Origin of the sequence: Thiocapsa roseopersicina (assembly GCF_900106925.1) — a bacterium.
Classification (GTDB): domain Bacteria; phylum Pseudomonadota; class Gammaproteobacteria; order Chromatiales; family Chromatiaceae; genus Thiocapsa; species Thiocapsa roseopersicina.
Map to the genome: position 1 here is coordinate 1 of NZ_FNNZ01000065.1, position 3,571 is coordinate 3,571.

General features: G+C 66.4%; 3 protein-coding genes. 1 reads left to right on the forward strand and 2 read right to left on the reverse strand.

Translation table 11 applies throughout. The features are described from left to right. Nucleotides 1-295 precede the first annotated feature (295 nt). Entirely contained in the window at nt 296-1,414 is a 1,119-nt protein-coding gene (locus BLV04_RS24065; RefSeq protein ID WP_093038663.1) for a hypothetical protein, read from the forward strand. Here the strand turns inward: BLV04_RS24065 and BLV04_RS24070 are convergent. Then, the gene (locus BLV04_RS24070) at nt 1,382-2,461 is read right to left on the reverse strand and encodes a phosphatidate phosphatase App1 family protein (RefSeq protein WP_093038659.1); all 1,080 of its coding nucleotides are present in this window, start codon (nt 2,459-2,461) and stop codon (nt 1,382-1,384) included. The genes BLV04_RS24065 and BLV04_RS24070 overlap by 33 nt on opposite strands. 34 nt (nt 2,462-2,495) lie before the next feature. Further along, complete coding sequence (locus BLV04_RS24075; protein WP_139192041.1) at nt 2,496-3,395, reverse strand: phospholipase D-like domain-containing protein; 900 nt, start codon at nt 3,393-3,395, stop codon at nt 2,496-2,498. Nucleotides 3,396-3,571 lie beyond the last annotated feature (176 nt).

The window sequence follows — 3,571 nt, forward strand, 5'->3', positions numbered from 1 at the left end:
CCAAGGTGGTGAGCCGCGAGCCGGTCGTCTACGTGCGCAACATCTACAAGTACTACGTGGCCTACAAGCTGCTGAGCGAAGGCAAGGTCGGGGATGGGCGTCGGGACCACCGCGCCGCCGACGAGGTCGATCAAGACTAATCATGCGGCATCGTGCACCGTTCTCCCCACGGCGTGTTGTTCGGTTGGAGACCGGTTCGAAAACGCCGCCGTGTCCCCTCCACAGGGAAACGCCAATGTCCTATGGTCACCATCTACAACGGACCGGGGAAATCTCTCGCGACGAGCGGCGATGCTTGTGCCGGGCGCACGGAGACGCCCTGATCCCCCTGCTTTTGCTGCTGTCGGCCATCATCCTGAGCGGCTGCTCGACACCGCCGCTCATACCCTATTCGACCGAGACCCCGCCGCTTGTCCTGATGCCGGCTTCCCAAGCGGGCGTTCAGGACAAACGGGGACGCTTTCGGGAAATCTTCTGCGCGGTTTTGGCGAAGCGTGGAACCGCATTGCCCGATGACAGGCCCTGCAACGAGGCGCTCGCCCGCGTCGGAGCCGAGCCGGCGGGGACTGGTTTGCCGGTGACGCTCGGGCCATCCAGACTCCGACTGGTCGCTGCCGTGGTGCCCGGTGTCGGGTGGGACTGCTTCTCCGACTGGCTCGACCTCAAGCACAGCGGCGCCGTGCACGTTCGCCGATTCGGCTATGACCAGATCACCCTGCAGGTGGACGGGTTGTCGAGCAGTGCCCACAACGCGCGCCAGATCCGCGACGCCATCATGCGGATGGCGCCGGGGAGCGAAGCGCCGCGTTTGGTGCTGATCGGCTACTCCAAGGGAGCACCGGACATCCTCGAGGCGCTGGTGTCCTACCCGGAGATCCGCACGCGGGTGGCCGCGGTCGTCAGCGTCGCGGGCGCGGTCGGCGGCTCGCCGTTGGCAAACAACGCCGATCAGTCACAGCTGGCCTTGCTGCGACACTGGCCCGGTGCGCGCTGCCCGCCCGGCGACGGCGGCGCGGTCGAGAGCCTGCGTCCGGGAACCCGCCAGGCGTGGCTGGCACAACATGCGCTGCCCTCGGAATTGCCGTATTACTCGCTGGTGACCTTTCCGCAACCCGAGCGTATCTCCTCGGCGCTCAAGTCCAGCTACCGGAAACTGAGCCGGGTGGATGCCCGCAACGACAGTCAAGTGCTGTTCTACGACCAAGTGATCCCCGGCAGCGCGCTGATGGGCTACCTCAATGCCGACCATTGGGCACTGGCGGTGCCGATCGCCCGTTCGCATGGGTTGCTCGGCTCAACCCTGGTCGACCATAACGACTTTCCGCGCGAGGCATTGCTCGAAGCCGTGTTGCGGATGGTCGAGGAGGATCTCGCGGCGGATTCATTGGACGTCGATGATCTGCATCCCTTGTAAGCGTTCGGGACGGCGCTCGCGATCATTGACCAGGTCCCGGATCCAGACCGCCTCGATCTGCCGGGGGAAGCGCTCACGGATCTCCCGGTAGATCTCCGGGTCGTGCTCTCCCGAATCCCCGACGAGGATGAAGCCGCGCTGCGGAAAGTGGCCGATGATGTCGCTGATCTGACCGAGCTTTTGCTCCGTCGTGGCCTCGCCCCCGGCCAGCCTGGCAAGATCCTGCCACGAACCCGGCGTAAGCAGGTTCTTGCGCACGCTCTTCATGTGGAAGGAACCTTCCGGATACCCCGCGGCGGCGATGAACTGCGCCAGCGGGCGATAGAGCTGCCAGGGTCCGCCGGAGACGTAGTGAAACGCCGTTTCGTCGCCGAGCCCGCGGTACCGCTCCGCCATTCCGGGAGCGGCGACGAATGGACGGTAGAAGGTGTTCTCGATCACCACCGCGTGACCCGCGGGGATGTCGGTGACCTTGATGGTGTCGTCGATATCGGAGATCAGCGACAGTCCGCGGGGCTCGATCAGCCGCACCCGCGCGCTTCCCCGGTGGCCTGCCGACACGACATGCAGCTGCAGCCAGCCGTGGTTGGAACCCTGCGCCTTCAGGATCTCCCCGGCGCGGGCCGCGGTGAGCACCAACTCGCCGAGGATCAGGCCGTTCAGGTCGCTGCGCTTGGGTGTCCCGTCGGCTTCCCGCAGCGTGAAGGTCTCTTGCCGAGGATCCTGGTCGAACACGAACGCGACCTGCTCGCGCGACTCGTCGTCCGCAACCAGATCGGAGAGGCGGTCGCGAAACCGCGCGATCTCCGGGGCCGGCCGGCTCCCGGCCGTGGCGGCCAAACCGGTGAAGGCCGTCTGGGTCACCGTGCGCGGCTCATGGACCCAGATGCGCAGCGGGATCGCCCACTGCTCGCCGCGACGGTAGCCGTAAGACGGGTAGATGGTCGCCTCTTCGACGGCCTTCCCCGGAAGCGGTCCCGCGCAGCCGGCGCAGAACAGGAGCAGCAGCGCAACGAGCAGGGGGTTGAAACGTCGCCTCGGGTGCATGGCGGAAGACCTGTCTGGAAAGGCACCGGTGGGATCAGAGCTGATCCTCGACGGGCAGGAGCCCGATGAAGCCGGCCGTGAAGCGCTGCCAGGCGGTACTCTCGGGATCCCGGTGGTAGACCACTTCACGCCCGTTGTCCCGGGTCACCCAGGACACCGTCCCGTCCTCGTCCAACCGCACCCGGTAGCTGTTCTCGGGCAACACCCCCTCGTCCATCCAGGTGACCACTTGGGCGGCCAGCTCCGGACTCTCCACGTAAAGCCCCGCCTCGGTGTTGATGTCGGATGACCTGGGATCGAGGTTGAGGCTGCCGATGAAGACGTCCTGGCGGTCGAAGACGAGCACCTTGGCGTGCAGTGCCGCCTTGGCGCCGAAGAAGGCGATCCGCTTCCTGATCACCCCGGCGTCCGCGCGCAGCTCGTAGAGCTCGACGCCGCTGCGGAGCACTTGCTTGCGGCGATCCGCGTACCCCCCGTGGGCGGCCAGCACGTCGTTCGAGGCCAAAGAATTGGTCAGGACCCGGACGCGCACACCCTGCTCGCGCAGTTCCTTAAACCTGTCGATCGCCCGATCCCGTGGGACGAAATAGGGCGATTCGATCAGCAGCTCGGTGTCGAGCCGCCCCACGCGCCGGTAGAGCAACTCGGGCATTCGGGTGGTGCGGCCGGTCGCGGCGATCTCGGCCGGGTCCGCCCAGACAAGGTGCCCCGGCGCCCAGACGAACTTGTCGATCTCGTGCTTGAGTATCGACTTGAACTCGGCGGCGTCCTGATTGATCGGATAGGGATAGTTGTCTGCCGCGATGAGCTCGCGCAGGGTCGTCCGGGCCTCCTCCAGATCCGCTGGGGTGGCGGGCCGATCCACGAGGGCGCTGATGGGCACGGACCAGTCGCCGTTCCAGAAGAGGTCGAATACGCCGGAGATCTCCCGCACCACCGGGCCGCCGGCGGCGACGTCCAGGTCACGGAAGTTGGCCTCGGTGTGGACCTCGAAGTAGTGATCCCCGACGTTGCGTGAGTGCGGTCAGCGATTTTGATGGTTTCGCGATCAAGTTGCGTGATAGGGGTCGGCGAAGCGCTCCCCCGGTCTCGCGCGGCCGGGGTGTGGGC